Source organism: Massilia sp. P2_C2, from assembly GCF_056404615.1.
Window position 1 is genome coordinate 1 of the sequence record NZ_JBFUDR010000064.1, and the last position, 24724, is coordinate 24724.

Annotated in this window: 22 protein-coding genes; 10 read left to right on the forward strand and 12 right to left on the reverse strand. The window is 67.4% G+C overall.

The genetic code is table 11. The annotated features are described in order from the left end of the window. On the forward strand, nucleotides 1-1329 hold a 1329-nt coding region (locus AC1DYX_RS10315), incomplete at its 5' end, for an RNA-guided endonuclease InsQ/TnpB family protein (RefSeq protein ID WP_477258723.1). Between the two features lie 12 nt (nucleotides 1330-1341). Further along, nucleotides 1342-1818: a VOC family protein gene (locus AC1DYX_RS10320; protein WP_477258724.1), complete on the forward strand. Its 477-nt coding sequence runs from the start codon at nucleotides 1342-1344 to the stop codon at nucleotides 1816-1818. Nucleotides 1819-1832: 14 nt separating this feature from the next. On the opposite strand, the gene AC1DYX_RS10325 is transcribed toward AC1DYX_RS10320, so the two are convergent. After that, nucleotides 1833-3953: a GGDEF domain-containing protein gene (locus AC1DYX_RS10325; protein WP_477258725.1), complete on the reverse strand. Its 2121-nt coding sequence runs from the start codon at nucleotides 3951-3953 to the stop codon at nucleotides 1833-1835. A gap of 576 nt (nucleotides 3954-4529) precedes the next feature. Between AC1DYX_RS10325 and AC1DYX_RS10330 the strand changes: the two genes are divergently transcribed. Then, nucleotides 4530-7118 (forward strand): glycoside hydrolase family 3 C-terminal domain-containing protein, encoded by a 2589-nt coding sequence (locus AC1DYX_RS10330; protein WP_477258726.1) that lies wholly within the window; start codon nucleotides 4530-4532, stop codon nucleotides 7116-7118. 134 nt (nucleotides 7119-7252) lie between these two features. Next, nucleotides 7253-8191, forward strand: a complete 939-nt coding sequence (locus AC1DYX_RS10335) for an alpha/beta hydrolase (RefSeq protein WP_477258727.1) — start codon at nucleotides 7253-7255, stop codon at nucleotides 8189-8191. Between the two features lie 3 nt (nucleotides 8192-8194). On the opposite strand, the gene AC1DYX_RS10340 is transcribed toward AC1DYX_RS10335, so the two are convergent. The 4 genes from AC1DYX_RS10340 to AC1DYX_RS10355 all read right to left on the reverse strand — a co-directional run bounded on the left by AC1DYX_RS10340 (nucleotide 8195) and on the right by AC1DYX_RS10355 (nucleotide 13994). Next, the gene (locus tag AC1DYX_RS10340; RefSeq protein WP_477258728.1) at nucleotides 8195-9001 is read right to left on the reverse strand and encodes an oxidoreductase; all 807 of its coding nucleotides are present in this window, start codon (nucleotides 8999-9001) and stop codon (nucleotides 8195-8197) included. An 11-nt stretch (nucleotides 9002-9012) separates the two neighbouring features. Continuing rightward, entirely contained in the window at nucleotides 9013-12117 is a 3105-nt protein-coding gene (locus AC1DYX_RS10345) for an efflux RND transporter permease subunit (RefSeq protein ID WP_477258729.1), read from the reverse strand. Nucleotides 12118-12173: 56 nt separating this feature from the next. Further along, the gene (locus AC1DYX_RS10350; RefSeq protein WP_477258730.1) at nucleotides 12174-13301 is read right to left on the reverse strand and encodes an efflux RND transporter periplasmic adaptor subunit; all 1128 of its coding nucleotides are present in this window, start codon (nucleotides 13299-13301) and stop codon (nucleotides 12174-12176) included. Nucleotides 13302-13376: 75 nt separating this feature from the next. Then, nucleotides 13377-13994 (reverse strand): TetR/AcrR family transcriptional regulator, encoded by a 618-nt coding sequence (locus AC1DYX_RS10355; RefSeq protein WP_477258731.1) that lies wholly within the window; start codon nucleotides 13992-13994, stop codon nucleotides 13377-13379. A gap of 91 nt (nucleotides 13995-14085) precedes the next feature. On the opposite strand from AC1DYX_RS10355, the gene AC1DYX_RS10360 reads away from it, so the two are divergent. Continuing rightward, nucleotides 14086-15588, forward strand: coding sequence for an efflux transporter outer membrane subunit (locus AC1DYX_RS10360; protein WP_477258732.1), 1503 nt, complete (start codon nucleotides 14086-14088; stop codon nucleotides 15586-15588). A 30-nt stretch (nucleotides 15589-15618) separates the two neighbouring features. Here AC1DYX_RS10360 and AC1DYX_RS10365 read toward each other — a convergent pair whose 3' ends face one another. Together AC1DYX_RS10365 and AC1DYX_RS10370 are read right to left on the reverse strand one after the other, a co-directional pair. Then, nucleotides 15619-15777 (reverse strand): FKBP-type peptidyl-prolyl cis-trans isomerase, encoded by a 159-nt coding sequence (locus tag AC1DYX_RS10365; RefSeq protein WP_477258733.1) that lies wholly within the window; start codon nucleotides 15775-15777, stop codon nucleotides 15619-15621. Continuing rightward, nucleotides 15778-16068: an FKBP-type peptidyl-prolyl cis-trans isomerase gene (locus AC1DYX_RS10370; protein WP_477258734.1), complete on the reverse strand. Its 291-nt coding sequence runs from the start codon at nucleotides 16066-16068 to the stop codon at nucleotides 15778-15780. It lies immediately after the preceding gene. A 135-nt stretch (nucleotides 16069-16203) separates the two neighbouring features. Between AC1DYX_RS10370 and AC1DYX_RS10375 the strand changes: the two genes are divergently transcribed. Together AC1DYX_RS10375 and AC1DYX_RS10380 are read left to right on the forward strand one after the other, a co-directional pair. Beyond that, a complete protein-coding gene (locus tag AC1DYX_RS10375) occupies nucleotides 16204-16620 on the forward strand; it encodes a secondary thiamine-phosphate synthase enzyme YjbQ (RefSeq protein WP_477258735.1) in 417 nt (138 codons plus the stop codon). A gap of 85 nt (nucleotides 16621-16705) precedes the next feature. Continuing rightward, nucleotides 16706-16837, forward strand: a complete 132-nt coding sequence (locus AC1DYX_RS10380; protein ID WP_477258736.1) for a hypothetical protein — start codon at nucleotides 16706-16708, stop codon at nucleotides 16835-16837. 23 nt (nucleotides 16838-16860) lie between these two features. Here AC1DYX_RS10380 and AC1DYX_RS10385 read toward each other — a convergent pair whose 3' ends face one another. Further along, nucleotides 16861-17001: a hypothetical protein gene (locus AC1DYX_RS10385; RefSeq protein ID WP_477258737.1), complete on the reverse strand. Its 141-nt coding sequence runs from the start codon at nucleotides 16999-17001 to the stop codon at nucleotides 16861-16863. Between the two features lie 64 nt (nucleotides 17002-17065). Between AC1DYX_RS10385 and AC1DYX_RS10390 the strand changes: the two genes are divergently transcribed. Further along, a complete protein-coding gene (locus tag AC1DYX_RS10390; RefSeq protein WP_477258738.1) occupies nucleotides 17066-17578 on the forward strand; it encodes a DUF6622 family protein in 513 nt (170 codons plus the stop codon). A gap of 3 nt (nucleotides 17579-17581) precedes the next feature. On the opposite strand, the gene AC1DYX_RS10395 is transcribed toward AC1DYX_RS10390, so the two are convergent. Next, nucleotides 17582-18037, reverse strand: a complete 456-nt coding sequence (locus tag AC1DYX_RS10395) for a DUF2214 family protein (protein ID WP_477258739.1) — start codon at nucleotides 18035-18037, stop codon at nucleotides 17582-17584. Between the two features lie 204 nt (nucleotides 18038-18241). Next, nucleotides 18242-22399, reverse strand: coding sequence for an ATP-dependent RNA helicase HrpA (gene hrpA, locus AC1DYX_RS10400; protein ID WP_477258740.1), 4158 nt, complete (start codon nucleotides 22397-22399; stop codon nucleotides 18242-18244). A 54-nt stretch (nucleotides 22400-22453) separates the two neighbouring features. Here hrpA and argA point away from each other — a divergent pair, with 54 nt between their 5' ends. Together argA and AC1DYX_RS10410 are read left to right on the forward strand one after the other, a co-directional pair. Beyond that, a complete protein-coding gene (gene argA / locus AC1DYX_RS10405) occupies nucleotides 22454-23767 on the forward strand; it encodes an amino-acid N-acetyltransferase (RefSeq protein ID WP_477258741.1) in 1314 nt (437 codons plus the stop codon). Nucleotides 23768-23833: 66 nt separating this feature from the next. Then, a complete protein-coding gene (locus AC1DYX_RS10410; RefSeq protein WP_029756863.1) occupies nucleotides 23834-24106 on the forward strand; it encodes an oxidative damage protection protein in 273 nt (90 codons plus the stop codon). A gap of 85 nt (nucleotides 24107-24191) precedes the next feature. Here the strand turns inward: AC1DYX_RS10410 and AC1DYX_RS10415 are convergent, their stop codons facing one another. Both AC1DYX_RS10415 and AC1DYX_RS10420 read right to left on the reverse strand, forming a co-directional pair. Continuing rightward, complete coding sequence (locus AC1DYX_RS10415) at nucleotides 24192-24524, reverse strand: hypothetical protein (RefSeq protein ID WP_477258742.1); 333 nt, start codon at nucleotides 24522-24524, stop codon at nucleotides 24192-24194. Between the two features lie 14 nt (nucleotides 24525-24538). Beyond that, nucleotides 24539-24724, reverse strand: a 186-nt coding sequence (locus AC1DYX_RS10420; RefSeq protein WP_477258743.1) for a ribose-5-phosphate isomerase A, incomplete at its 5' end; no start/stop codon positions are given.

The following is a 24724-nucleotide window of genomic DNA, read 5'->3' on the forward strand; positions in this document are numbered from 1 at the left end:
CGACTCGATCCGACACCTGCGCAGCGCGACTATTTCGCGCGCGCTGCCGGTACCGCCCGGCGCGTCTGGAACTGGGCGCTCGCCGAGTGGAACCGCCAGGTCGCTGCCGGCCAGAAACCAAATGCGATGGCACTGAAGAAGCAGTTCAATCGCATCAAGTATTCGGATCCGGACTGGCTGGACGACGACGGGCAGYCCTGGCTGCGMACCATCCACCGCGACGCCCACGCGCAACCCTTCGCGAACCTGGCAAAAGCGTGGTCCCGCTACTTCGACCGGCGCCGCACGGGCCAACAGGTGCACCGGCCGCGTTTCAAGAAGAAAGGGCGTTGTCGCGATGCGTTTTATATTGCAAACGATAAATTCCGCATCGAAGGAACGGAGGCCGTGTTGCCGAAAGTCGGGCGCGTGCAACTACGCGAGCATCTGTGTTGGCCGGGCAGGATCATGGGGGCAAGTGTCGGGCGCCACGCCGACCACTGGTATTTGGCGGTGCAGGTCGACGTGCCTGAACACGTTGCGCGCCTGTACCGTACGGGTGACGGCATTACCGGCGTCGACCTGGGCGTGAGCGCGGCCGCTACCCTGTCGAATGGCGAAAAGATCGCGGCACCGCGCCCGCTCGCTGCGGCGCTGCGTCGCCTGCGCATTCGCTCGCGGCGCCAGTCGCGCAAACTGGAAGCGGCCAGGAAAGCTGCGGGGATCAAGGGACCGATCCCGAAAGGCACACAGCTGCCGGAATCGAAGAACAGGACGTGTGGCGCCCGCGCGYTGGCGCGGCTGCACGAGCGCATCGCCCGCGTGCGTGCCGACTTCATGCACAAGCTGACCACCCGGTTGTGCCGCGAAAATCAAACGGTCGTGATTGAGGACCTGAACGTGCGCGGGATGCTGGCCAATGCCCGCCTGGCGCGTGCGATCAGCGACGTCGGATTTTATGAATTCAGGCGCCAGCTCCAGTACAAGGCCGAGCGCTATGGTACCCAACTCGTGCTTGCGGGCCGGTGGTATCCGTCGAGCAAGCTGTGTTCGGCGTGCGGCGACCGATACGCCGCGTTGGGGCTGGGCGAACGCACCTGGACCTGCGCCGCGTGCGGCGCGCATCACGACCGCGACGTGAACGCGGCGACCAATCTGCAACGGCTCGCAACCGGCGCCGACGCGGCGCAAACTGCGCTACCCTTGGCGAGCCGGGCGRTGACGCCGGGCACTGCCGCCTGCGATGGGCTGGCGGGAGGAGGGAAAGTGACGCCTGCCAGGCACGAGCACGGTCAGCAGGACGGCTCGGGGCAGGAAGAGAACAGTGAGCACTTGTGCTCACATTTTTGAAAGCAAAACACGATGGCCACGAATTCGATCTGCCTCTGGTACGACCACGATGCACTGGACGCCGCGACGTTCTATGCGCAGACATTCCCCGACAGTGCCGTCGGCGCCGTCCATCGCGCACCCGGCGACTATCCCGCCGGCCAGGAAGGCACGGTGCTGATGGTCGAATTCACGGTCCTGGGCATCCCCTGCCTCGGCCTGAACGGCGGCCCCGGCGTGCGGCACAGCGAGGCGTTCTCGTTCCAGGTCACGACCGATGGCCAGGAAGAAACGGACCGCCTGTGGCAGGCCATCGTCGGCAACGGCGGACGCGAAAAGGAATGCGGCTGGTGCGAGGATAAATGGGGCCTGTCGTGGCAGATCACGCCGCGGGTGCTGCTCGATGCCGTCACCGGGTCCGACCGGGCCGCGGCGAAGCGCGCGTTCGACGCGATGATGACGATGAAGAAGATCGACGTCGCGGCGATCGAAGCGGCGCGGCGCGGGTAAGCGCCCCGGCCGCGTCAGGCGCGTGCGGGCGAACCGGTAGCGCCCACGGGCTGCCGCGCGCCGCCGTCCGTCACGCGCGCGGCCTGCGCCGGCTGCTCCGGATCCTGGCGCGGGCCGTGTACGCAGTCGACCGCCAGCAGCGCCGCCGCGCTGCGGCCAGCGTCGTCCTGTTCCAGCGCGGCCATCACGGTCGCAAGGGGCGCGCACAGACGCGTGACGATGCGGGCCTGATTGCGGCCCTGCGCCTTGCCCTGGTACAGCGCCCAGTCGGCCAGGCGCACGGCCGCCTGCCAGTCGAAGGCGTCGTCGGCCGGGGGCGCCAGCGCGACGATGCCCGCCGTGAGCGTCACCGGAATCCGGCAATGGCCGATATCGACCGGCGTCGCGCCGACCGACTCCAGGATGCGTCCCGCCATGGTGGCGACGCAGTCCGGGTCCGTGCCCGGCGCGTGGATCAGGAATTCCTCGCCGCCCCAGCGCACCACCATGTCCGTGTCGCGCACGGCCGCGGCCAACCGGCGCGCCACGTCGACGAGCACGGCGTCGCCCGCGCCATGTCCCCGGCGGTCGTTGATGCTCTTGAAGTGATCGACGTCCATGAGGACGAAGCAGTCGACGCCGGCGTGTGCGCCGCTGCGGCGGTCTTCCCGGCCGTCCGGGGCGCGGCCCGTCATGCGCTGCGTCAGCGAACGCCGGTTGTGCAGGCCCGTCAGCGCGTCGTGCGACGAGCGGAATTCGAGCTGCGCGTTGAGTTCCTTCAGCCGCGCGTTGCTGCGCGCCGCGCGCCGGTACATGACGTACACGACGGCGCCGGCGAGCACCGTCAGCACGGCGGCGAACGTGGTCGCGATCTGCACCGTGCGCCGCTTGTCCAGTTCCGCATCCTTCAGCCGGTTCTCGCGCTGCAGCAGCGCGATCTGCTGGCTGCGGCGGTGCGCGTCGAATTCTTCCTGCAGCGCCGCGATCGCGCGGTCGCGCGCGGCCCGGGCACTCTGCTGTTGCAAGGCCTGCTGCTCGCGGACGATCGCCAGCGCCTGCTGGTGCTGGCCCGCGCGTTCCAGCATGTGGCCCTTCTCGTCCAGCATCGCCTCGAGGTCCGCGTTGAGCTTTTCCTTGCGCATGTGGGCGATGACGCCGTCGACCCAGGGCAGGCCCTCGGCGATGCGGCCCTGCCCCATCAGGGCGAAACCGAGGTTGGCGCGCGCCATCTGGATGACGTTCTGGTCGTTGCCTTTCTCCGACACGACCAGGGCCTTGCGCGACTCGGCCTCCGCGCGGACATAGTTCCGGTGCTGCAGATAATAGTCCGCGATATTGCCCCGGATCGACGCTTCCATGCCCTGCAGCCCGGCGCGCTCCGCCGTCGCCAGCGCATTCTCGAACGCGGCGATGCCTTCGCGATCGCGATCGAGCCTGACCAGGGCGATGGCCCGCGTGAATTGCAGCGAGGCCAGCGGCCGCAGCGACATCTTCTTTTCCGCCAGCCCCAGGTCGGCGCTCTCGACCGCCTTGCCGGGATTGTCCGCATTGACGTACACCTGGGCGATACGGCCGTAGAATATGGCGCGCCTGCCGCTCTCGCCGGGATCGCCCGGCACCATGCTCAGGCCGCGCAGATAGGCCGCCAGCGCCTCGTCGAACCGGGCGCGCAGGTTGAAGATGTCGCCCTGCACCCGTTCAACCGCCACCCTGAACATCAACGATGCATCCTTCGGCGCCTGCGCCACGATCTTGTCCAGCAGCGCCTGCCCGTCGTCCAGCCGATGGGCGTCGACCAGTTCGCGGACCTGGGCCACCATGGCCAGCGACGCACCCGCCGCGTCGTGGTGGGCCCGCGCCAGTTGCAGCGATTCGCGTTGCAGTGTGTACGCCACGTCCAGCTGGCCCAGGTCATCCCTGATCCAGGCTTCCGTCAGCAACAGTTTTTGCCTTGCCTCGTAAGGCGCGTCCGGACCCAGGTCGCGGCGCGCGGCCTGCACCCGGTCGAGCGCCGCGCGCAGGGAATCCTGGGCCAGCTCCCAGATCGTTGCCACTTCCGCCTGGGGATCGACGGTGGGCTGACCGGCGTGCGCGCCCGTCCCGAGCGCCGTTGCGGCCACGAGCAGAAGCGAAACGAGGCGGTGAGGGAAAGGCATGACGAAACGCCGGCTGGAAAGTCCACTGTCGAGCCCATTATGGACTCAACTTTGAATTTCCTCAATGAAACAACGGCTGGCGCGTAAGGACATGTTCCGGGCGATGCGCGAGCACAACATCAGCTGCGCACGCGTGAAAAATGTGAGCGCATAACATTAATGTTACGTAACAGCAGCACTCCACAGGCTACCGATCACCATTCAAAGATCGATCCACATAAAAAAGTGATTAGCTTCCGAACAATTCATGCACTACATTGTCCCTCGCTCGGCTCAATCTGCCCGTTTGTTCCTTCCCGTGCCGTGATCGACCCACGGTTGCGGGATGTAACCCAACGATGGTGTTGAGCCGGGCAATTCTGTTATCGCAATCATTCTTTTTCCACCTACCATGTGCGGAGACCATCCGATGGCATAACACGCGTTCCGATGTCGGGCTTCACGTTGGCTCGGACGCCGACATCGGCCATACCACCTTTCAAGGTCAATCCCATGCAAAAAGATAAGACCAAGCGAATTGGTCACGCAGGAGACTACGCGAGAGGCATCCGGCGCACCGCGGCATGCGGCGCAGTGATGCTCGCAGCGGCGCTGCCGGCCGCGGCACAATCCACCACATCGCCCGACGCGCGCACGGATGCGGACGCGCGCGCCCGGGCCGTCGTCACGCAAATGACGCTGGACGAAAAAATCGACCAGCTCCTCAACGTGGCCCCCGCCCTGCCACGCCTCGGCATTCCCGCCTACAACTGGTGGACCGAGTCGCTGCACGGCGCGCTGGGCCCCGTACCCACGACGAACTTCCCCGAACCCATCGGCCTGGCGGCGAGCTTCGACGCGCCGCTCGTGCACCAGGTGGCATCCGCGATCAGCACCGAAGTGCGCGCGCTGCACACGCTGGGCCGGCAGACGGGGCACCTGGGCAAGATCGGCACGGGCCTCGACACGTGGTCGCCGAACATCAACATCTTCCGCGACCCGCGCTGGGGCCGCGGCCAGGAGACCTATGGCGAAGATCCGTACCTGACGGCGCAGCTGGGCGTCGCCTTCATCCAGGGCATCCAGGGACCGGACCCGGACCTGCCGCACGTCGTCGCCACGCCCAAGCACTTCGCCGTGCACAGCGGGCCGGAATCGACGCGCCACGTGGCCGACGTATTCGTGTCGCGCCACGACCTCGAGGATACGTACCTGCCCGCGTTCCGCGCCGCCATCGTCGATGCGAAGGCCGGCTCGATCATGTGCGCCTACAACCGCATCAACGGCCAGCCGGCCTGCGGCAGCGACCTGCTGATGAAGGAACACCTGCGCGGCGCCTGGGGCTTCAAGGGCTATGTCGTCTCCGATTGCGACGCGGTGACGGACATCTCGCAACACCACAAGTACGCGCCGGATCCCGCCGCGGCCGTCGCCGTCGCGCTGAAGGCCGGCACCGACAACGAATGCAACACGCAGACGCTCGGCGACGTGCCCAACCTGGGCGCGCGCTACCGCGAGGCGTGGCAGCGCGGCCTGATCTCGATGAGCGACATCGACGGGGCGCTCGTGCGCCTGTTCGCGGCACGCTACCGCAACGGCGACCTCGCCGGCCTGACCCAGCGCGCGACCAACAACACCCCGGTCACCGCCATCGACACGCCCGCGCACCGTGACCTGGCCCTGCAGGCCGCGACGAAGAGCCTCGTGCTGCTGAAGAACGATGGCGTGCTGCCCCTCAAACCAGGCGTGAAGGTGGCCGTGATCGGCCCGCTGGCCGACGCCACGCGCGTCCTGCGCGGGAATTATTCGTCGACGCAGTCGGCGCCGCCCGTGTCCGTCGTCGAGGGCCTGCGCCGCGCCCTGCCGCGCGCCCAGGTGAAACTCGTGCCGGCCGGCGCGTCGATCACGGACGGCGACCCGGTGCCGACCCAGGCCCTGCGCACGCCGGACGGCAAGCCGGGCCTGCGCGCGGACTACTTCAACCGCAGCGGCGACAAGTACGACGGCAAGCCGGTGGCCACCCGCGTCGAGCCGGGCCTGGAATCGCACGCGCTCCAGTTCAAGGACGTCGCGGACAAGCACAAGGTCGTGTGGACCGGCTACCTGGTCGCGCCGGAATCGGGCATGTACCGGATCGGCGTGACGGGCGTGCAGGGCGAGCTGACGGTCGCCAGCAAGCCCATCGTCCAGGCCACGGCGTATTCGCAGTGGGGCGAACCGCTGAAGCTCACCAAAGTGCGGCTGGAAAAGGGCCAGCGCTATGCGCTGCGCTTCCAGGCCGAGGCCGGGTCCTCGGGCATGCCGGGCCTGTTCTGGAAACGCGTATCGACGGCGCCCGACGCCGACCTGCGGGCAGGGACGGCGGATGCCGACGTCGTCGTCGCCGTCGTCGGCCTGACGTCGGACCTGGAAGGCGAAGAGATGGCGGTCCAGGTGGACGGCTTTTCCGGCGGCGACAAGACGTCGCTGGACCTGCCGGCGGACCAGCGCGCCCTGCTCGAACGGGCGAAGGCGCTGGGCAAACCGCTCGTCGTCGTGCTGATGAACGGCAGCGCCGTCGACCTGTCGTGGGCGAAGGACAATGCCGGCGCCATCCTGGAAGCCTGGTATCCGGGCCAGTCCGGGGGCCTGGCCGTCGCCAACGTCCTGGCCGGGAAGTCCGATCCGGGCGGCCGCCTGCCCCTCACCTTCTACCGCGGCCTCGCCGACCTGCCGCCGTTCGACGACTATTCCATGCAGGGTCGCACCTACCGCTACTACGCGGGCACGCCGGTCTATCCGTTCGGCGCGGGTCTTTCGTACACGACCTTCCGCTACGCCCCGCTGCGCGTGGAACCCGTCGGCGGCGCGCCCGAGAACGGCATCGTCGTCACGACGGAAGTCGCCAACACGGGCACGCGCGAGGGCGACGAGGTCGCGCAGCTGTACCTGGCGCCGCCGGCGTTCGACGGCGCGCCGCGCCTCGCACTGCGCGGCTTCCAGCGGCTCCGCTTGACGCCGGGCGAACGGCGCCTGGTCAGCTTCCGCCTGTCGCCGCGCGACCTCAGTTTCGTCACGCGCGACGGCGTCCGCCAGCTGACGCCCGGGCAGTACAGGCTCAGCGTCGGCTCGGGCCAGCCGGGCACCGGCGTCGCGCAGCAGGATGCGGCGCTCGTGCTGAAGCAGGCCGTCCTGCTGGCGCAATAAGAGCCGTAGGGTGGGGTATGTGAGGCCGGGGGCCTCACATACGAACGTGCCCACGCGGAATTCAACATGACGCAAACGTCACACGTGGGCACGGGGTGCCCACCCTACTGGCTACGACAACAAGGAGACTACACATGAAGACGACCCAACGATTCACCCGGCTCCTGGGCGCCGCCGCCATCGCCTGCGCGTACGCGCTCGCCACCCCGGCGCACGCGCAGAACGACAGGATGACGCCGATCGCGATACCGGCGCAGCCCGGCGCGATCGAGCTGAACACCGGCGCGCTGCCCGGCGCCAAGGCGCAGGAAAGCTGGCACAGCCAGTACGGCAGCGTCTTCGCCCGCAACGTCACGGTCGCCACCCTGACCCCGTTCCTGCCCGACCCGGCCAAGGCGACGGGCGCCGCCGTGATCGTCGCGCCCGGCGGCGGTTTCAAGACGCTGTCGATGAACAACGAGGGCTGGGACGTGGCGAAGGCGCTGGCCGACCAGGGCGTGGCCGCGTTCGTGCTGAAGTACCGCCTGAACCAGACGCCGCAGGAGATGGCGGCGTTCGAGGGCGACTCGCGGAAGATGTTCTCGGGTACCGCCCGGCCGCGGCCGCCGTCGCCGCAGGACTCCGCCGCCACGCTGGCGCCGCAGATCGCCGACGCGCGCGCCGCGTTCGCGCTCGTGCGTGCCCGGGCGCAGGCGTGGCACATCGATCCGGACCGCATCGGCATGGTGGGCTTTTCCGCCGGCGCCATGCTGACGATGGCAACCACGCTGCACGGCAAGGACGCGAAGCCCGCGTTCATCGGCGACATCTACGGGCCGCTGGCCGCCGTCACCGTGCCGGCCGACGCGCCGCCGCTGTTCATCGCGCTGGCGGCGGACGATCCGCTGTTCGGCAACGGCGGCTTCGGCCTCATCGACAGCTGGCGCGCAGCCAAACGCCCCGTCGAGTTCCACCTGTTCGAACAGGGCGGCCACGGCTTCGGCATGTACCAGAAGACGACCACCAGCACGGGCTGGTTCGACGCCTTCTCGCGCTGGCTGGGCATGCACGGCTATCTGAAGCGCAAGGCCTGACGCTCACACCATGCCGAGGCCCTTGCGGATGGCCGAATCCACCGGGGCCGCCGGCATGAAGCGGCGCAGCTTGCTCAGGATGGACGCCTGGCCCGGTGGCGTCCGGCGCATCTTCCAGCGCCCCAGTGCCGCATCGACGATCGTCCTGGCCACGCCATCCGGATCCGGTGCCTTGCCGACGTTGGCGGCGATGGCGCGGGACACGGTGTCGCGCTCCTTGTCGTAGGCGGCGATCGCGGACGCGGCGCGCGGCGCGTTGGCGTCCAGGCCGGTTTTCGTGTACGCCGGCTCGACCAGCACGACACGGATACCGAAGGTGCGCACTTCATGATCCAGCGTCTCGGACAGGCCTTCGACGGCATGCTTCGAGGCCGCATACAGCCCCATGTAGGGCGCGGGCAGGAATCCCAGCACGGAACTGAGGTTGACGATCCGGCCCGCGCGCTGGCGGCGCATGACGGGCAATACGGCCTGGATCGTGCGCAGCGTGCCGAACACGTTCGTGTCGAACAACGCCTGCGCCTGGGCGATCGACGTTTCTTCCACGGCGCCGACGAGAGACATGCCGGCATTGTTCACCAGCACGTCGATGCGTCCGGCGCGGGACTCGACGAGGCGCATGGCCTGGTCGACGGAAGCGGCGTCGCGCACGTCCATCTCCACGAGCTGCACGCCGGGGATGGCAACGGCGGTCGCGCTGCTGCGCACCGTACCGTAGACCTGGCAACCGGCCGCCACGAACCGTTCCGCGGCCGCCCGCCCGATGCCGGATGAGACACCGGTCACGACTACGACTTTTTTACTCGACATGTCATTCTCCTTCAATTGATGGGTTCAAGGCCATGCTTGACCGTCGCCGGCGCGTGTGCCTGCGCCGGGGCCGGTTTGATGCGGAACCAGATCGCGTACATCGCGGGCAGGAACACGAGGGTCATGACGGTGCCGGCGAACGTCCCGCCGATCAGCGTGTAGGCCAGCGTGCCCCAGAACACGGAATGCGTCAGCGGGATGAACGCCAGCATCGCCGCCAGCGCCGTCAGGATGACGGGACGCGCCCGCTGCACCGTCGCCTCGACGACGGCGTCGAATTGCGTCAACCCCTCCGCCAGGTTGTGCTCGATCTGCCCGATCAGGATCAGCGTATTGCGCATCAGGATGCCCGACAGGGCCACCAGGCCGACCAGCGCATTGATGCCGAACGGCTGGTGGAACAGCAGCAGCGTGGGCACGACGCCGATCAGGCCCAGGGGACTGGTCGCGAACACCATGATCATCGACGCGATCGAGCGCACCTGGAAGATGATGATCAACAGGGTCAGCGCGACCATGATCGGAAACAGCGGCAACAGGGCCGCATTCGCCTTGCCGGCCTCCTCGATCGAACCCGCCATCTCCAGCTTGTAGCCGGGCGGCAGCGCCGCGGCGATCGGTTGCAGCTTCTTCCACATCACCGTCGACACGTCCGGCGGCTGCAGGTCGTCGGCGATGTCGCCGCGAATCGTGATCGTCGGCATGCGGTCGCGCCGGCGCAGCACCGGCTCTTCCGGACGGACATCCACCGTGCCGACCTGCGCCAGCGGGATGCGCTGGCCGGCGGCGCCGACTAATGTGAACGCACCCAGTTTGGCCGGATCGAGGCGGACGTCGCCGGCCGCGCGCGCCACCACCTGCACGGAACGGATGTCCTCGCGCACGGCGGTGACGGGCACGCCGCTCAGCAGGAATTGCAGCTGCTGCGCGACGCCGTTCGACGTCAGGCCGACGGCCTGCAGGCGGTCCTGGTCGAGCGTGAAGTGCAAGGTCGGCACGCGGGTGCCCCAGTCCGTGTTCACGGTGCGCATCTGCGGGCTGGCGCGCAGGACGTTTTCGACCTGGCCGGCGATGGCGCGCAGCGTGTCGCGGTCAGGGCCCGACAGGCGGAACGCGACCGGATACGGCGAATACGGCCCGAACACCAGTTGCGTAACGCGCACCCGGGCTTCCGGCGCCAGGCCGTCCGCGATGGCGGCGCGCAGGCGCAGCTTGAGGGCGTCCCGTTCCGCCTCGCCGTCGGTGCGGATCACGATCTTGGCGAACGATGGATCCGGCAACTCCGGCGACATCGCCAGGTAGAAGCGCGGCGCGCCCTGGCCGATATACGACGTCACGATCTTCGCTTCCTTCTGGCGCGCCAGCCAGGCCTCGACCTTCGCCGCCGCCGCCGACGTGCGTTCGATCGACGTCCCGTAAGGCATCTGCACTTCGACCAGCACTTCCGGCCGGTCGGACGTCGGGAAGAACTGCTTCTTGACGACGGCCATGCCGGCGCCGGCCAGCCCGAACGTGCCGACCACGATCAGCGCGACCAGCCATTTGCGGCGAATCACGGTGCCCAGCACGCGCCGGAACCGGTTGTAGTTCGGCGTGTCATAGATGGCATGATGCCCACCTTCGACCTTCGGAATCTCCGGCAGCAGCTTCACACCAAGATACGGCGTGAACACGACCGCGACCACCCACGACGTGACCAGCGCGATGCCGACGATCCAGAACATGTTGCTCGTGTATTCGCCAGCCGTCGACCGTGCGAAGCCGTTCGGCATGAAGCCGATCGCCGTGACGAGCGTCCCGGACAGCATCGGCGCCGCCGTGTGGCTCCATGCATAGGCCGATGCCTGCACGCGGTTGTAACCCTCTTCCATCTTCACGACCATCATCTCGATGGCGATAATGGCGTCGTCGACCAGCAGGCCCAGCGCCAGGATCAGGGAACCAAGCGTGATGCGGTCGAAGTTCTTGCCCGTGGCCCCCATCACGATGAAGACGGCGGCCAGGGTCAGCGGCACGGCCGCCGCGACCACCAGCCCCACGCGCCAGCCCATGCTCACGAAGCAGACGACCATCACGACGAGCAGCGCGACGAAGAACTTGACCATGAATTCATTGACGGCGCCGCTGATGTTCACGGCCTGGTCGGTGACCTTCGTCAGGCTCGCGCCCAGTGGCATGTGCCCGTTGATGGCAGTCACCTCGGCGTCCAGCGCCTTGCCCAGGTCGAGTCCGTTCCAGCCGTCGCGCATCACGACGCCCAGCAGCAGCGCGGGTTCGCCGTTATTCCGGATCAGGAACGTCGCCGGATCCTCGTAGCCGCGCTCCACCGTCGCGACGTCGGACAACTTGAGGGTGCGGCCTTGCGCCACGATGGGCGTCTCGCGGATCTTCCGCAATTCGTCGAACGCGCCGTCCAGGCGCAGGAACACCTGCGAGCCCCTGGTGTCGATCGAACCGGCCGGCGTCAGCACGTTCTGCGCGTGCAGCGCCGCGAAGATATCCTGCGGGGCGATGCCGAGCGTGGCCAGGCGTTCATGCGAGAACGACACGAAGATGCGCTCGGCCCGTTCGCCGATGATGTCGACCTTCTTGACGCCGGCCACGTGCAGCAGTCGCTGGCGCAACGCTTCCGCGTCGCGCACGAGCTTGCGCTGGGGTTCGCCCCTGGCCTTCAATGCGTACAGCGCGAACGTGACGTCCGCGTATTCGTCGTTCACCATCGGGCCGATCACGCCGTCCGGCAGTTCGGCCTGAGCATCGTGCAGCTTCTTGCGCGCCTGGTAGAACTGGTCCGGCACGGCGGCGGGCGGCGTGCTGTCCTGCAAGGTCACGGTCGTGAACGCGAGGCCCGGGCGGGTAAAGGTCTCGCTGCGGTCGTAGTAGCGCAATTCCTGCATGCGCTTTTCCAGCGGCTCGGCCACCTGGTCCTGCATTTCCTGGGCGGTGGCCCCGGGCCAGGCCGTGACCACGGTCATCGTTTTCACCGTGAACGGCGGATCTTCGGCGCGGCCCAGCTTCAGGAAGGCGAGCACGCCGGCCAGCGATATCAACAGGATCAAAAACAGCGTGACGGACCGTTCGCGCACGGCCAGCGCCGACAGGTTGAAACGGCTCACTGCGCGGCTCGTTTCACTGCTCGTTTTGTGGCTCGCTTCACTGCTCGATTCGCGGCTCATTGCGCACCTCCCGCGTGCGTCCCGGCGGCGGAGGCGACCATCTGCGGTGCGCCATCGATACGCACGGCGTCGCCATCGCGCAGCAGGTGGGCTCCCAGTGCGATCACGCGATCGCCAGTCTTCAGCTCGCCTTCCACGCGCGCCGTGTCATCGCCGATGCCGCGCACCCGCACGCCACGCCACGCCACGCGGGCCGGGTTGCCCGATACGACCCACACGCCGGCGCCCTTGCCTGCATCGAACACGGCGCCGGCCGGCACCTGCAACCCCGCGGCCACGTCGGCGCCATCCCCCGCCAGGCGCACGGTCACCGTCGCGCCCAGCGGGGCCGCCGCCAGCGCGCCGTCGAGCACGTATCGCGCTTCATACGTGCGCGTCAGACGATCGGCGGCATCCGCAAGCTGCCTGAGTCGCGCGCCGCCGCTGAGGTTATCGCTGCCGTACAACCTGGCCTGTGCCTGCGAACCCAGCTGTGGCCGCACCGTTTCGGGCAACTGCACGATCGCCTCGCGCGCGCCCGCATGGGCGAGACGCACGACGGGCTGGCCGGCGGCGACGACCTGGCCCGGCTCCGCCAGCGTGTCGACGACGACGCCATCGGCATCCGCCACGAGCACGGCATAGCTGGCCGCATTCCTGGCGACGTCGTACTGGGCTTCGGCGGCGCTCAACTGGGCCCGGGCCGAGTCGGCGGCAGCCTTGTACTGGTCGTAGGCGGAGGCCGAGACCGCCCCGTCCGCCACGAGGTCACGGTAACGGGCTTCGTCGTCGATCGCTTGCCTGGCGCGGACGCGCGCGGCGGTGACCGCGTCCGCCTGCGCATGCGCCTGCAGGCCGAGGTCGATCGGATCGATGCGCATCAGCGGCTGGCCCTGGCGGACGGCCTGGCCGACGTCGACCAGCCGCCGCAACACCTTGCCCGACACGCGGAAGCCCAGGTCGGTCTGGACGCGGGCGCCGACGACGCCGGTGAAGGAACGGGTCGTGGTGGACGCGTTCTGGACGAGCGCCGTCTCGACGAGGGGCGCTTGCGTGCGCGGATCGGACACTGGTTTGTCGCCGCACGCCGCCAGGGCGATCGGCAACAGATAAAGGAAATGGGTACGGCGTGAGCGAATGGACATGGGAGGCTCCCTCAGGCAGGAAAGCCTCCATTTTTCTACTAGTGACCAAATAAGTCAATAGTCACAACCGTTATTTTATGGTGCCAGGCTCCTGAGCACGAGGCTCGACAGATGCTGCGCGGCATCCTGTGCATGGTCGAGGTTGTATTGCAACAGCACCGGGTTGATATAGGGCTTCATGACGAGGCAGATGGCGCCGGTTGCCTCGTCGAGCGGCGTCTTGCGTTCGAACTCGCCCGATTCGCGCCCTTCCCGGATAATGTTCGCGACGCGTTCCTCGACATAGCGCTCATACGCCTGGACCGATGGCCAGGGCTCCAGCGCGGCGGTCGTGGCGATGTCATACAGCTTGCGGTCTTCGAAGAACAGCTGCGATCCCGCGTCGACGAAGGCCTTGAACATGCGGCGGAAACGGTCCGACGCGCTGGAAGCGTCCACGATGGCGGCATCGACGGTACGGCGCATCTCGGCGATACGGTTGGCGCAGATGACTTCGCCGATCGCCTGCTTCGAATCGAAGAACTTGTAGATATAGGCCTTGGAAAAACCGATAGCCCTGGCCAGGTCCGAGACTGTCGTTTTTTCATAGCCGTAGCGCTTGAAGTACTCCGTCGCGGCCTCGACGATCTGGGTGCGGACATCGTGGTCGGACGGGCCGCGGGATTGGGGGGTGGGGTTGGGTGCTTTGGTCATGGCGATAGCTTAGCGTGATGAAACAGGGTTTGACAAATTGTGACTAGTGCGTATTATGGTCACTCGTCACCAACTTTTTCAAGGATACACCATGTCCACCACGCGCTTGCTCACCGCAGCCGCGCTTACCKTCCTGGCAACAGGTTGCGCCGTTGGTCCCGCCTACCATCGTCCCGTTACGCCACTGCCGGAGCGGTATGTCGGCCAGGCCGCCTTCCCGCAAGCCGGCGCGGCGCCCACCACCGCCGGGCTGGCGGCGTGGTGGAATGGATTCGACGACCCCGCCCTTGCCCGTTACGTATCGCTGGCCCTGGCCGGGAACCTCGACCTTGCCCAGGCCGCGGCACGCGTCGCCCAGGCGCGTGCCGGTCTCGGTGCCGCCGATGCGGCGCTGCTGCCGTCCGGCGCCGTTACCGGCTCGGCCGCGCGTGCGCACCAGTCCGCGGAGACGCCGCTCGGCCGGGTACTCGCTGCCACGCCCGCCAATGAGCGCTGGGGCAACGCCTATGACGCGAACGTGTCGGCCAGCTGGGAAATCGACATCGCGGGCGGCCTGCGCCGGGGCCGCGAGGCCGCGCTGGCCGATGCCGAGGCCGCACAGGCCGGCGCCGTCGCGGCCCGGCTCATGGTCGCCGCCCAGACGGCGGACATCTATATCCGCATCCGTGGCCTGCAGGCGCGCCTCGACATCGCCCAGCGCCAGGCCGCAACGCGGCAGGAACTGCTCGCGAAGGTGAAGCTGTTGTATGGCAAGGGTGTCGCGCCCGAGTACCAGGTTCGTCAGGCCGAAGGCGAACTGGCGCAGGCCGAGGCCGGCATCCCCGTGCTCCAGGCCGGCCTGGATGCCGCATCGAATGCGCTGGACATCATGCTCGGCACCGCGCCGGGCACGCATCGCGCCGAATTGCAGGCCCCCGTCGCGATTCCCGCCGCGCCGCGGATGGGCGGGATGGGCACCCCGGCGGACCTGCTGCGGCGCCGGCCCGACCTGATCGCCGCCGAGCGGCAGGTGGCCGCCGCCAATGCGCGTATCGGCGAAGCGATGGCGGAATACTATCCGCACTTCTCGCTCGGCGCCCTGCTCGGCAGTGCCACGACGCTCGGCAGCGGCAACCTGTTCAGCGGTGGCGCGAGCCAGGCATCGGCCGTGCTCGGCCTGCGCTGGCGCCTGTTCGACTTCGGCCGCATCGATGCGCAGATCGGGCAGGCCAAAGGCCGCGAAGCGGAATCGCTCGCCGCTTACCGGCTCGCCGTGCTGCATGCGACGGAAGATGTCGAGAACGCGTTTTCCGCGCTGCTCAACCACGAGCAGCAGGCGGCCGTCCTCGCGCGCGGCGAAGACGCCCTCACACGCGCCCGCGCGTCATCGTTCGCCGCCTACCAGCGCGGCGCCGCGAGCCTGATCGACGTCCTGCGTGCCGACGAGACGCTGCTGCAGACGGCGGACGCCCGCGCGCAGGCGCAAACGGACGCCGCGCGCGCGGCCGTCGCGGCCTACAAAGCGCTAGGCGGTGGATGGGAACCGGACGCCGGGAAGAAGGATGCGGGGAAGACCGCAGTGCTGCATGACGCCGCGCCGCCCAAATCGTCCTGACCCGCGCAGATCACGCGCGGGCACGCCGCGTCATTGCACGGCCGTCAACGTCACGTCGAACACGAGGCCCGCGTTCGGCGGAATCGAACCTTTGCCGCTCGCGCCATAGCCCATGCTGGACGGGATCAGCAGCGTGCGCTTGCCGCCCACCAGCATGCCGGCTACGCCCTGGTCGAAGCCCTGGATCACCTAGCCCTGCCCGACCGTGAACGAGAACGAGCCGCTGTCGAACTGCGTGCCCTTGTGGTCGACCGCCGTGTCGCTGTACAACCACCCCGTATAGGTCACGGTCGCGGTCTTGCCGCTCGAGGCGGCGGCGCCGGTGCCGACGACGACGTCCGTCGCCGTGAACTGGGCCGGATTGGCGACGGCAACCGTGCTCGACGACGAGCCGCCGCCCCCACCGCCGCATCCGGCAAGGCTGAGAACGGCGACGAAGGCGGCGACGGAGAGAGCGGCGCAGGAAGACTTCAGTTTCATTGGATCCTTGGTGATGGATTGATTTATACGGGGAAAATAATCTTACCCCAGCTTCATACTCAAGGATCTTTACACGATTTTTTGTTTGTTACAGCCGCCGTTCGTGTAGCATAAATGCGAAAGCTAGGAAATCCGATGCCTTACCAGTCCACGCTCGCCTTCGACACGTTCGGACGCGGCAGCCGCGACATCACGGCGGCCGTCGCCGACGTCGTCGCCCGCTCCGGCATCCGCTGCGGGCTCGCACACGTGTTCGTCCAGCACACGAGCTGTTCCCTCCTGATCACGGAAAATGCCGACCCCGACGTGCGCCACGACCTGGAAACCATCATCAGGCGCCTCGTGCCGGATGGCGACCCCGCTTACCAGCACGACACGGAAGGCCCGGACGACATGGCCGCGCACGCGCGCACGATGCTGACGTCCAMGGGCGTCACCGTGCCGGTGGGAGACGGACGCCTGCTGCTCGGAACATGGCAAGGGATCTACCTGTGGGAACATCGGGTGGCCGAACATCATCGCAACGTCGTCGTCACGGTACTCGGGGACTGAAATACCGGGCCTCCGCGCACCTTCGCGCGTCTCCGGTATGATGCGGGGATGAATCGTCGGGCAATACCTCGAAACCGTACGGCCGATGCACAAGCAATTCATCGAGCCGACCAAGCGCCACGCCGACGTCATCCTGCCCCACGGCGCGAACGACCCTGCGGTCGACGTCATCACCACCAAGGTGGCGAGCGTCATCGGGCAACTCAGGTCGTCATGATGCGTTCGTGATCCTGCGCGCCATCAGAGCGACACGCCGATCGTCAGCGTGACGGCGTAGCCGTTGACGGGATCCCCGCTGACGGACGCCATCCGCGGTGCAGGGCGACCGCATTTCGCGCCGCCAGACTGCATCTCGCGCCGCCAGCCGGCGCTTCGTCGCATGGCTGCCCGGCGTGGCGCGGGCACTGGCAAAGTGGCTCCAACTCAACCAATCACGGAGCCGACCATGCTGATCCAGATCCTGACCCACACCCCGCTCTACGTCTGGGCGATCCTCGCCTTCCTCGTCAACCGCGGCGTGAACGCCATGCGCGACCGTGAGATCGAAATGCGCAGGCTCGTCATCATTCCCGCCGTGATGTTGATCCTGTCGCTGCAAGACATCGGCACGAAATTCGGCCTGGGTGGCTGGGCGCTGGCTGCATGGGCATTGACGACCGCCGCGGCGGCGCTGCTGACCGGGCTGTCCGGCAGCACACGCGTCGCCGTCGGTGCCACCCCAGGCACCGTGCGTGTGCGCGGCAGCCGCCTCCCGCTCGTGATGATGCTGGCCGTGTTCTTCACCAAGTACGTGGCATCCGTCACGCTGGCCGTCGCGCCGCAACTGCGCCACGACACGCTGTTCGTGGTCGCCGTATGCGCCCTGTTCGGTGTCTACAACGGCTGGTTCGTCGGCCGGCTGGCAGGTGACCTGGCGGCCTGGCGCACGCTGCCGGCCCGCGCGGCGCTGGCCGCCTGACGGTCAGCTGAACCCGACCCCGCGCGCCATCATGGCCGCGAAAATCGGGATCAGCGCGAACACGTGGATCTCCAGCAGCATCTGGCGGCGCAGCGCGCCGACTTCTTCCAGCGGCGGGACGAACGCGGCATCCGCCTTCGCCAGTTTTTGCCAGGCGAGGATGCGCAGGGTGGGCCGGATCGAGATCAGGCCCACGGCGGCGAAGGCGCCGATCTTGGCCCAGAACATCGGGTTGTGCATATAGAATTCCGCCCCCTTCGCGCCATATTTCACGCGCAGGAAGCCGACGACGAGGATCGCCAGCGCCATCACGCCATACGCGGCGTCGAAGCGCCCCAGCAAGCGCACGGTCTGCGGCGACATCGCGGCGGGCCGCATCAGCGCCAGTTCGGCGGCCAGCACGGACGCGATGCCGAACACGATCAGGTGGTGGAGGATGGCGAGCACGAGGTCGGTCATGATGCGGTCGCTGATAGTGATGGGATGTCAACTGTAGCGACACGCCCCCGCCATGTCAAAGTACGTAGGGTGGGCCCCCCTGTGTCCACGCGTGACGTTCGCGTCACGTTGGCGTCCGCGTGGGCACGTTTCATTTGAGGGCCCCCGGCCTCAAATGCCCACCCTACAGGTCCGTAGCGACAGGTCCGAACGCCATGTCAAAAATCAGCGCAACATCGACTCCCACACCTTCTGCAGGCGCTTGGACGACACCGGCATCGGCGTGCGCAGCTCCTGCGCGAACAGCGAGACGCGCAGCTCTTCCAGCATCCAGCGGAACTCGATCATGCGCGGATCGAGGTTCTTCAGCGGCTGGTTCTTCGCGGTGCGCTGGAACTGCGATGCGGCCGTTTGCCACTCGGCCATCAGCTGCGCGTCGCGCGCCGGGTTCCCGCGCAGCTTTTCCAGGCGCACGTTCATCGCCTTCAGGTAGCGCGGGAAGTGCGCCAACTGGCTGTACTCCGTCTCGGCCACGAAGCGCTTGTGGATCAGGCCTTGCAACTGCGCCTGCATGTCGCTGGCGACGGCCGGCGGCAGGCCCTGCAGGCGCTTCGGCAGGCCGTGGAACTCCGCGAGGATCTGGCCCACGAGACGCGCGGTCTCGTTGATCAACAGGCCGATGCGGCCCTTGCCCTCGTCCCTGCGCTTGTTGAACGAAGCCGCGTCGTGCGGCAGCGGATCCTGCAGGCAGGCGATGTCGAGGGCCTTGCCCACGATCTGCTCGCGCAGCTCGTCCGGCGAACCGACCGACATGAACTGCATGCCCATCTGCTGCAGGCCCGGCACGTTTTTTTCCGCGAACTTGAGCTGGTCCTTGAACTGCAGCGCGAACAGGCGGCGCATGCCGATGCGGTGCGTGCGCGCCGCGACGTTCGGGTCGTCGAAGACCTCGAGGTCGCAGTGCGTGCCCTTGTCGACGAGCGCGGGGAAGCCGATCAGCGTGATCTTCCCTTGCGTGATTTCCAGCAGTTCCGGCAGCTCGCCGAAGGTCCAGCCCGTGATGTTCGTGTGGGCGCTGGCCGGCGCCGGTGCGGACGGTACGGGCGCCGGTGCGCCCTTCCCTTTCGCGGCGGGCGCCGGCGCGGGTGCCGCCTGCGTAACGAGCGGCTTCGCCCCCGCCTGGCCGGCGGCCGGCGTGGTCTCCGCCATGCGCTGGAAGCTCTGACGCGCCTGGCCGCCCAGCTCCGCCTGCAACGTGGCCAGGTTGCGTCCCATGTCGAGCTGGCGGCCGTGTTCGTCCACGACCTTGAAATTCATGAACAGGTGCGCGGGCAGGGTCTCCAGCTTGAAGTCCGTCGTCATCACCCGCACGCCGGTCTGGGCGTGGATGTCGGCAATGAGTGCGTCGATCAGGTCGCCGCGGCCGAAGCGCACCGGGTCCTCGTTGCGTTCGAAGAAGCGCGCGGCATACTCCGGCAGCGGCACGCAGTGGCGGCGCAGCTTTTGCGGCAGCGATTTCAACAGCAGCTGCACCTTCTCCTTCAGCATGCCCGGCACGAGCCAGTCCGCACGCTCGCGCGGGATCTGGTTCAGTGCGAACAGCGGCACGGTCAGGGTGACGCCGTCGCGCGGGCTGCCCGGCTCGAAGTGGTACGTGAGGCCCATCTCGATGCCGGTCACGTTCATCGTCTTCGGGAACAGCTCCGTCGTGACGCCCGCCGCCTCGTGGCGCATCAGCTCTTCGCGGTTCAGGTACAGGAGCTTCGGGTTGTCGCGCGACGCATCCTTGTACCACTTTTCGAAACCGGCGCCGTTCACGACGTCCGACGGGACTTCCTTATCGTAGAACGCATGGATCAGCTGGTCGTCCACGAGCACGTCCAGGCGGCGCGACTTGTGCTCGAGGTTCTCGATTTCCTTGATCAGCTTGTGGTTGTGGGCGAAGAACTGGGAACGCGTCTCGTAATCGCCGCCCACGAGCGCGTCGCGGATGAAGATCTCGCGTGCCTCCGCCGGATTGTGCTGCGCATAGTTGATGCGACGCTGGCTGTACACGACGATGCCGTACAACGTGGCACGCTCGCTGGCCGTGACCTGCGCCGTGCGCTTTTCCCAGCGCGGCTCGCCCCACGATTTCTTCAGCAGGTGCGCGCCAATCTTCTCGACCCACTCCGGCTGGATCTGGGCGATGCAGCGCGCGTACAGGCGCGTCGTCTCGACCAGTTCCGCCGCCATGATCCATTTGCCGGCCTTCTTGCCCAACGTGGAACCGGGCCAGATGTGGAACTTGATGCCGCGCGCGCCGAGGTAGGCACCACCGGAAGCCGTGCCGCCTTCCTCTTCCATCTTGAAACCGATGTTGCCGAGCAGGCCAGTGAGCAGCGCCATGTGCAACTGCTCGTACGTGGCGGGCGCGTCGTTCAGGCGCCAGCCCTGCTCCTTCACGATGGTGAGCAGTTGCGAGTGCACGTCGCGCCACTCGCGCAGGCGCACCTGCGACAGGAAGTTTTCGCGGCAGTTGTCCTGCAGCTGGCGGTTCGTTTTCTTGTGCTCGATGGCCTGCTCGAACCAGCGCCAGATCTTCAGGAAGCCCAGGAATTCGCTCTTCTCGTCGGCGAATTTCTTGTGCTTCTCGTCGGCCTGCTGCTGGTATTCCATGGGCCGGTCGCGCGGGTCCTGCACGGACAATGCGGACGCAATGATCAGCATCTCCGTCAGGCACACGTTGTCGACGGCGGCCAGGATCATGCGGCCGACGCGCGGGTCGAGCGGCAGCTTGGCCAGCTTGCGGCCCATGCCCGTGAGTTCGTTGGCGTCGTCGACGGCGCCCAGTTCCTGCAGCAGCTGGTAGCCGTCGGCGATGGCGCGGCCCTGCGGCGGTTCGACGAACGGGAACGTCTCCACGTCCGTCAGGTGCAGGGACTTCATGCGCAGGATGACGGCCGCCAGCGACGAGCGCAGGATCTCCGGGTCCGTGAATTTCGGCCGCTGCGCGAAATCGTCTTCCTCGTACAACCGGATGCAGACGCCGTCCGCGACGCGGCCGCAGCGGCCCGCGCGCTGGTTCGCCGCGGCCTGCGAGATCGCCTCGATCTGCAGCTGCTCGACCTTGTTGCGGTAGCTGTAGCGTTTTACGCGCGCCAGGCCGGCATCCACGACGTAGCGGATGCCGGGCACCGTCAGCGACGTCTCGGCCACGTTCGTGGCCAACACGATGCGGCGCGCGTTCGTCGTGCGGAACACGCGGTCCTGTTCTTCGACCGAGAGACGCGCGAACAGCGGCAGGATCTCCACATGCGGCGGATGGTGTTTTCTCAGCGCCTCGGCGCAGTCGCGGATCTCGCGCTCGCCCGGCAGGAACACGAGGACGTCGCCCTGGCCCAGGCGGCACAACTCGTCGACGCCGTCGACGACGGCATCCATCAGGTCGCGCTTGTCGCGCGCGGCCTGCGCCTTCGATACCGATTTACCGTCGGCGGCAGGTGCGAACTCCTGGTCGCGTTCCACCGGACGATAGYGCACCTCGACCTTGTACAGGCGGCCCGACACTTCGATGACGGGCGCCGGCTTCTCCGGCGTGCCGAAGTGGCGCGCGAAGCGGTCGGCGTCGATCGTCGCGGACGTGATGATCACCTTCAGGTCCGGCCGGCGCGGCAGGATCTGCTTCAGGTAGCCGAGCAGGAAGTCGATGTTCAGGCTGCGCTCGTGCGCCTCGTCGATGATGATCGTGTCGTAGGCCTTGAGCAGCGGGTCGGTCTGCGTCTCGGCCAGCAGGATACCGTCCGTCATCAGCTTGACCCAGGCGCCCGACGACAGCGTGTCGTTGAAGCGGACCTTGTAGCCCACGTGCTCGCCCAGCGGCGAACCCAGTTCGTACGCGATACGCTTCGCGGTCGACGACGCGGCGATGCGGCGTGGCTGCGTGTGGCCGATCATGCCCTTCCCGCCGCGGCCCAGCTCCAGGCAGATCTTCGGCAGCTGCGTCGTCTTGCCCGAACCCGTTTCGCCGGACACGATCACGACCTGGTTCGCCATCAACGTCTTCGCGATCTCCTCGCGCCGGCCCGAGACGGGCAGGTCTTCCGGGAAGGTGATGGGCGGGAGGGGATTGCGTTGGGCCTCCTCGCGCGCGGCGCGGTCCGGGCGCGGGCGCGCTTCGCCGTCACGCTGGCGCGGCGGGCGTTCCTGCGCACCTGCACCACCTTCAGCGCGCGGCGCGCGTTTGTGCCCCTGCGTCTGCGCCTGTGCGAGCGCACTCGCGAGCGCGCCCTCGCGCGCGGGCGGACGTGGGCCGCGACGGGCGTCGCCGCGCGATTGCGAGGAGCGGTCGGGGGAAGCGGCGCGCGCCGGGTTCGGCGTGGGCTTGTTACTCTGTTCAGACATTGATTTTTACGAGGATTTGGTGCGCAAGTCGCGCAGCGAATTATAATGCGGCAAATGGAAAACCCTACCCAATTCGTCCAGTGGCTGCGCTCCGTCGCGCCGTATATTCACGCCTTTGGCGGCAAGACTTTCGTCGTCGCTTTCCCCGGTGAACTGGTCGCAGCCGGTGCGCTGCCCGTACTCGCGCAAGACCTGTCGCTGCTGGTCGGACTCGGCATCCGCGTCGTGCTCGTGCACGGCTCGCGGCCCCAGGTCGCCGAACAGCTGGCGCTGCGCAACGTCGCGGGACGCTTCCACAACGGCGTGCGCGTCACCGACAGCGCGGCGATGGAATGCGCGAAGGAAGCCGCCGGCGAACTGCGCCTGGACATCGAGGCCGCGTTCAGCCAGGGTTTGCCCAACACGCCGATGTCGAATGCGCACATCAGCATCGTCTCCGGCAACTTCGTCACCGCCCGCCCGCTCGGCGTGATCGACGGCGTCGACCACGAACTGACGGGCGTCACGCGCAAGGTCGCCGCCGTCAAGATCCAGCCCATCCTGGAGACCGAGGACAACATCGTCCTGCTGTCGCCGCTGGGCTTCTCGCCGACCGGCGAGGTGTTCAACCTGACGATGGAAGACGTGGCGGTGTCCGCCGCGATCGCCCTGCATGCCGAAAAGCTCATCTTCATCACCGAGACGCCGCTGATGAAGGATGCCGGCGGCGGCGACATTCGCGAACTGTCGTCGCACCAGGCCGAGGCCGTGCTGCAGGCGGGCTTTTTGCCGAACGACGCCTCGTTCTACCTGCAGCACGCGATCAAGGCCTGCAACAGCGGCGTCGACCGCGCCCACATCATCCCGTTCTCGCTGGACGGCTCCGCACTGCTGGAACTGTTCACCCACGACGGCGTGGGCACGATGATCACGCACGAAAACCTGGAAAGCCTCCGTCAGGCCACAATTGAGGACGTCGGCGGAATTATCAAGCTCATCGAACCGCTGGAAGCGGACGGCACGCTGGTGAAGCGTCCACGCGAGCTGATCGAACGCGAGATCGAGCAATTCTCCGTGATCGAGCACGACGGCGTCATCTTCGGCTGCGCCGCGCTCTACCCGTTCCCGGAATCGAAGATGGCGGAAATGGCCTGCCTGACGATCAGCCCCGAAGCGCAGACCCAGGGCGACGGCGAGCGCATCCTGAAACACATGGAAAACCGCGCCCGCGCGGCCGGCATGACGAAGCTGTTCGTGCTGACCACGCGCACGTCGCACTGGTTCAAGAAGCGCGGCTTCATGCCGGCGACCGTCGACGACCTGCCCAAGGACCGCGCGCACATGTACAACTGGCAACGCAGGTCGCAGATCCTGATCAAGCCGCTGTGACGCCGGGCCGGCTTTTGCGGCTGGCCTTATAATCCCATTTTTCAGATACGAACCAGGAGCAAGAACATGGCCCGCACCGTCCACTGCATCAAACTGAACAAGGAAGCCGAAGGCCTGGCCTTTCCGCCGTACCCGGGCGAACTGGGCAAGCGGATCTACGAAAGCGTGTCGAAGGAAGCCTGGGATGGCTGGCTCAAGCACCAGACCATGCTGATCAACGAAAACCGCCTGAACATGGCCGACGCACGCGCCCGCAAATACCTGGCGACGCAGATGGAACGCCATTTCTTCGGCGAAGGCGCCGACGAGGCCGCCGGCTACGTTCCCCCGACCGCCTGATCATGTAGGGTGGGCGGCCCTCCGCCCACGCGTGACGCATGCGAATTGTTGGCGTTACGCGTGGGCACGGAGTGCCCACCCTACATTACATCTGCCTGCACTGGCGCAACTCGCACCGCGCCATGAACACTTTCCCGCTCAGTTTCCCGTCCTCGCAGCGCATCCGATAGACCTCGACAGGCCCCGGCTGCGTGATCAGCGCGGCGCCCTGCCCGCCCGTACACCCTTGCTGCTTTGCCATCTTCTCGACGGTCGCCGACGACACGCCCGTGCGGAACGGGATCGTCTCGACGGCCGGCGCAGAACCGGCCGCGGCCACGGGGGCAGCCGGCGCGGCCGGCGGCGGCATCTGCTTGTGGAACATGGAACAGCCGCCCAGCAGCGCGACGGCCACGCCAACGAACGCCAGGCGGTTCATGCCGTGCCGCCCGTTCAGAAGGTCAGCGACTTGACGCCGTCGCCCGTGCCCAGCAGGCAGACGTCGGCGCCGCGGCGGGCGAACAGGCCGACGGCGATCACGCCGACGATCTGGTTGATCTCCGATTCCAGCGCCACCGGATCCGTGATGGCGAGACCCGCCACGTCCAGGATGTAGCCGCCGTTGTCGGTGACGAACGC